5 protein-coding genes are annotated in these 5,832 nt (G+C 55.0%); all 5 read left to right on the top strand.

Features of this window, described 5'->3' with window-relative positions; genetic code table 11:
- Positions 1–779, top strand: a 779-nt coding sequence (surE, locus tag B3W37_RS12620; protein WP_483176028.1) for a 5'/3'-nucleotidase SurE, incomplete at its 5' end; no start/stop codon positions are given.
- Entirely contained in the window at positions 776–1,039 is a 264-nt protein-coding gene (locus tag B3W37_RS12615; protein ID WP_483176027.1) for a hypothetical protein, read from the top strand. The genes surE and B3W37_RS12615, both read left to right, overlap by 4 nt.
- A gap of 79 nt (positions 1,040–1,118) precedes the next feature.
- Entirely contained in the window at positions 1,119–3,164 is a 2,046-nt protein-coding gene (gene fusA / locus B3W37_RS12610; protein WP_483176026.1) for an elongation factor G, read from the top strand.
- A gap of 426 nt (positions 3,165–3,590) precedes the next feature.
- Positions 3,591–5,009: an immunoglobulin-like domain-containing protein gene (locus B3W37_RS12605; protein ID WP_483176025.1), complete on the top strand. Its 1,419-nt coding sequence runs from the start codon at positions 3,591–3,593 to the stop codon at positions 5,007–5,009.
- A gap of 7 nt (positions 5,010–5,016) precedes the next feature.
- Positions 5,017–5,832: GLUG motif-containing protein (locus tag B3W37_RS12600; RefSeq protein WP_483176024.1), on the top strand; the 816-nt coding region annotated here is incomplete at its 3' end.

The following is a 5,832-nucleotide window of genomic DNA, read 5'->3' as shown; positions in this document are numbered from 1 at the left end:
TAACCAATGATGACGGCATCCACGCCCGCGGGCTGCATGCCTTGATTCAGGAACTGAAGTCTATCGCTGAAATATATGTGGTCTCTCCGGACAGGGAACGCAGCGGAACCGGTCATTCCATAACCGTTTTCGATCCTATCAAGGTCGTGTCCACTAATATAGAAGGCGTCCATGGGGCCTGGATCGTGGGCGGAACCCCGGTGGATTGCGTCAAGCTGGCTCTGAGCAGGCTGGTCAACCGGAAGATTGATGTGGTGGTTTCCGGGGTAAATCATGGGCCCAATCTGGGGACTGATGTGCTTTATTCGGGAACCGTATCTGCCGCTGCTGAGGGCGTGATACTGGGTGTTCCGGCTATAGCGGTATCGCTGAATGACTATAAAGCGGAGATGAACAGCGATTTTGCGGCCCTTTTCACCCGCAATCTAATCCGCACCGTTATGCGTCAGGGGCTCAACAATACCACCCTTATCAATGTCAATATACCGGCCCTGAATCCGGAACAGATCAAAGGCATCCGCATTACCCGGCTGGGGGTGCGCAATTATGACAATCTCTTCGAAGAACGAAAAGACCCGCGGGGCAATACTTATTACTGGATGGGCGGAGGAGTGGTGCAGGAGACTCAAGAGCCCGACAGCGATGTGGTTGCGGTGGAAGGGGGCTACATCAGCATCACCCCCATCAAGCTGGATCTGACCGATTATAAGCTTATGGAGGAATACCGGCAGACCTTCGCACGCTATCTGGATTTCTTCTCCCGGGGCGATAAAACATGATCGCGGTCAGTCTGATTATCAATACGGCACTGTTTTTCCTCCTGCTCAATATGGGCTACTTTCGGCGCCGCCGGCAGGACCCGGCTTGTCCGGAAAAACCCTTTCACCAGCTGTACTTGTTTCCGCTGGCCTTGGGAGTGGTCTTCACCCTTATAGTAGACTCTTTCCGAGGTATAGTCATATACCAGATGATCATTTTCTTGGCGGCGGCATTGCTGTTGTACTGGATATTTTATGTGATGTCGGCCCAAAAACGCTAAAAATAAAAAAATTTTGCCTATAAGGTAAAATTATTGTACCATTTTTACTGTATAGAAAAAGCGAGGAGGTCATTGTTGAATGAAGGTTTACCCCACCAGTAAAATCCGTAATATAGCTCTGGTCGGCCACGGAGGTACCGGGAAAACCTCCCTGGCAGAAGCCATGATTTTTAATACAGGGGCAACGAAGCGGATGGGGAGAGTTGACGACGGCAACACTGTTTCCGACTACCTGCCGGAAGAGGTAAAGCGGAAGATTACCATCAGTACCACGCTGGTGCCCTGCGAATATAGGGATCACAAGATCAATGTGCTCGATACCCCGGGATTTGCCGATTTCTATTTCGAGGTGGTTGGAGCGGCGCGGGTAGTCGACAGTATGGTAATGATGTTTTCCGCCAACGCTGGTGTTGAAGTGCAAACCGAGGTGGCCTGGGAGGATTTCTCCAAGATACCCAAACTGGCCTTCATCAACAAAATGGACCGTGAGAACGCCGATTTTTACAAAGTAGTGGATCAGATGAAGAGCACCTTTCCCGATCACATCATACCGGTGCAGCTCCCCATCGGAGCCGAAGACAAATTCAAAGGCGTGGTGGACCTGATCAGAATGAAGGCTCTTATCTTTGAAGCCGGCAGCGGCAAATATAGCGAACAAGACATCCCCGCCGACATGATGGATGATGTGGAGACATATAAAGAAGCCTTGAAAGAGGCTGCGGCTGAAGCCGATGACGACCTCCTCATGAAATACCTGGAAGGTGAAGAGTTAAGCGATGCCGAGATTATGGAAGGCATAAAAAAGGCTGCGGCTACCGGGTCGGCGGTTTTCGTATTCTGCGGATCGGCTGCCAAGAATATCGGGGTCCTGCCCCTGATGGACTTTATCGTCGACTGCAGTACCAACCCTCAGGACAATCCCCTGGTAGAAGGCAAAGAGGTGGAGAACGAGCCCTTTCTGGCTCAGGTCTTTAAGACTATCGCCGACCCCTATATCGGCCGTATGACCTTTTTCCGCATCTTCACCGGCAAGCTCAAGGCCGACAGCGTGATCTACAATGCCACCAAAGAGCGTGACGAAAAGATAACTCAGATCCTGGTGATGACCGGCAAGGAGCAGGCCACGGTGCCTGAGGCCAACGCCGGTGATATAGTGGCGGTGGCCAAACTGGCTACCACTGCAACCAGCGACACCCTGACCACCAAAGCCAGCGGGGTGGTTTTAGATCCCATCCAGTTCCCGGAACCCACCTTGAACATGGCCATCGAGCCCAAGAGCAAGGGCGACGAAGATAAACTGAGCGGCGCTATTACCAGGATACTGGAAGAAGATCCCACCATCCGGGTGGAGAAGAATACCGAAACCAAACAGACTATTTTGAAGGCCATGGGCGACAGCCATGTGGACATCATCCTGGATAAACTATCCCGCAAGTTTGGGGTGGATGTGGTCAGCCGGGAGATGCGCATCCCTTACCGGGAAACCATCCGCGGCATCGTGGAAGCCGAAGGTAAACATAAAAAACAGAGCGGCGGTCATGGACAGTATGGTCATGTGTGGATAAAATTCGAACCTACTGATGAACACTTCGTCTTCGAAGAGAACGTGTTCGGCGGGGCCGTGCCGCGCAACTACTTCCCTGCGGTTGAGAAAGGCCTTTTAGAAGCCCTGGAGGAAGGCGTTTTGGCCGGATACCCGGTCACCAACATCAAGGCTACCCTCTATGACGGGTCCTACCATTCGGTGGACTCATCGGAAATGGCCTTCAAACTGGCGGCCCGCCTGGCCTACAAGAAGGGTCTGGAGTCAGCCAAGCCGGTTCTCTTAGAACCGATCGTCAATGTGGAAGTGGAGATACCCGAAGCCAACATGGGCGACATCATCGGCGACCTAAACAGCAAGCGCGGCCGGGTGATGGGGATGGAACCGGCTGGCAGGAGGCAGCTCATCAAAGCACAGGTGCCCCTGGCGGAGATGGCCAAATACACCATAGATCTCAAATCCATGACACAAGGCCGCGGCAAATTCCGCATGGAGTTCGCCCATTACGAAGAAGTACCGGCCCAGAACGCGGAAAAAATCATAGAAAAGGCCAAACGCGGAAAAGAAGAGATGGATAAATAATTTCGAGAAACAAAAAGGCGCCGCGGGATATGCCCCGTCCCATGGGGACATAATGTGAACCGTGGGTAGTTTAGCAAGGCAGGCAGCAGATTAAGCTGTCTGCCTTTTTGGTGCCCGCATATTTTCTCGGCTTCTTCAGCGAACGCGCCTACGACGCCGATGTCACGGTAGTGAATAATAGCCGGTCTGTACGCCCTCCGAATTCCGCAGGCGGCACAAGACCGGAGCCGAAGGACTGGCGGCGCAGACGCGGTTTGAGGATTTTCCTCTGTCCTGCGCAAAAAAATTTTTGGTTTTTTGCCCAAACCTTAAAAGTGTCAATGCCTCATTTGGAAAAACCATATAAAATGGAATTTATTATAGGACACCGCGACCCTACGGCTAAAATCGGGGTCGTAAAATTTCATAGATGGGAGGACGAGAACAGTGAAAAACTTGTTTCGGAAAACAACGGTCCTGTTCATGACGCTCTGTCTGATCGTCGGCATGACGGGCCTTCCGATGGCAGCTTATGCCGAAGGGCTTGACGACGCGGCCATCGTCGCCGCCGATAAGGATGCCCTCGTCATCGGCTTCGGGTCGGGCGACAGCGCGGAGGGCGCGACCGGGAATCTGATCCTGGTGACGACCGGCGCTTCGGGAAGCGGCATCGCATGGCTGTCGGATACCCCGGAGATAATCGCCAATGACGGCGCGGTCACAAGACCGGCTGCCGCCGCCGAGGACGCGGAAGTCACCCTGACCGCCACGATTACTTACGGTGAGGCCGAGGATACCAAGGCATTCACGGTAACGGTACCAAAAGAGAGCGAACCGCAGATGCTGTTCGGCATGATGTCAGTGACGTGGGTGGGCGACGGCACCGAGGGGAATCCCTATCAGGTATCCTCGGCGGATCACCTTGCGTGGATAACCGCCAACAGCCGGACCGCTCACTATATCCAGACGGCGAACATCGATTTGGCGGCAGCGGGATTTACCAACTGGACGCCCATCGGGGGCTTCAACCAATTCACCGGCACCTATAACGGCAATGGATACAGCATCTCCAACCTGTTCATCAACTCTACGAGGGATCAGGTAGGTCTGTTCGGCTATATCGGAAGCGGCGGGATGCTGGAAAATATCAAGCTGGAAAATGTCACTGTTTTTTCTTCCACAAGTGGCGCTTATGTCGGTGCGCTGGTCGGCACTAATATGGGGAGCGTCTATAATTGCAGTGTGAGCGGCAGTGTAAGCGGCGGGAACAGCACCTATGTAGGCGGACTGATTGGCAATCATTCCGGCGCGGTCTCCAACTGCTCCAGTGCCGGAAACATAAACGGCGGGAATAGCGCAAGCATAGGTGGCTTGATCGGCAACGGCGACGGAGCCGTCACATATAATTACAGCACAGCCTTTGTCACCGGCGGCGATAACGCAAATGTGGGCGGACTTTTGGGCAGAACTTATGTAACAAGCATCTCCGACAATTACAGCACAGGAACCGTCACCGGAGGCGGCAATGCCAACGTGGGGGGCCTCGTAGGCGAAATCGATGACGGCGACGTCTCCAGCAGCTACAGCACAGGCAGCGTAAACGGCGGAACCGACGCAAAACTGGGCGGTCTGGTCGGCTACGGTAACGGTGTCGCCAATGGATGCTATTACCTCAACACAGCGGCAGCCACCTCCGCGGGCGGCGCGCCTTTGACCGATGCGCAGATGAAAAAGCAGGCGAGCTTTGCAAACTGGGATTTCGGCGGCGCATGGTTCGTGGCAGAAGCGCAAAGCTATCCCGTACTGGCCTGGCAGGTGAGCTTTTCGGGGGGGCGATGGCTCGGAAGGCGCGCCCTATCAGGTTGAAACCGCATTGCAGCTTAATAAGGTGCGCGGCTATCTCAACAATACCGCTATCCACTTCGAGCAGGTGAGTGATATCACCCTGCCCGCCGTGGCCGCGGGTGAGAGCAACTGGACGCCCATCTGGAAGGATTGGAGTACGCTGTTCACCGGTTCCTACGACGGCGGCGGCTATACCATAGAGGGCCTAACCATCACCAATTCCCCGCTGGATCTTGTCGGTCTGTTCGGCCATGTGGGAAACGGCGGGACACTGGAAAATATCAATCTGGAAAATGTTAACGTTTCTTCTTCCACATTCGGCGCCCAGGTAGGCGCGCTGGTCAGCCGCAATGAGGGAGGCGTCAGCAATTGCAGTGTGAGCGGCACTGTGAGCGACAACGGAAGCGGCGCAAACGTCGGCGGCCTGGCGGGCAGCAATTATGGATCAATAACGGACAGCAGCAGCGGCGCTGCCGTGACCGGCCGCGTTGCGGGCGGCCTGGCGGGCGTCAATGGAGGAGCCATTACCGGCAGCGGCAGCAGCGGCGCCGTGGCCGGCTACGTCGCGGGCGGTCTGGTTGGCGAGAACGGCATGGGGCCGGGCAAGTCCTTCAGCGACAACCACAGCACCGGCGATGTGACCGGCAGCGGCGATTACACACAAGCGGGCGGGCTTATCGGCCTTATGTCGGGCAGTTCTTACGGCATCACCAATTGCTACAGCACCGGCGATGTCGCCGGTAGCGGCAACAACTCGCGCACAGGCGGGCTTATCGGCTATATGGATGGCGATGCTCTTGCCATCACCAGTTGTTACAGTACCGGCGATGTGACCGGCAGCGGC

The organism is Syntrophomonas sp. UBA5494 (assembly GCF_002426325.1).
The sequence above is the reverse complement of the archived record's forward strand: the minus strand, read 5'-3'. Positions and strand labels throughout refer to the sequence as shown.

Coding starts and splice junctions, on each gene's coding strand:
- B3W37_RS12615 (WP_483176027.1), top strand. CDS start 776: ATGATCGCGGTCAGTCTGATTATCAATACGGCACTGTTTTTCCTCCTG.
- fusA (WP_483176026.1), top strand. CDS start 1,119: ATGAAGGTTTACCCCACCAGTAAAATCCGTAATATAGCTCTGGTCGGC.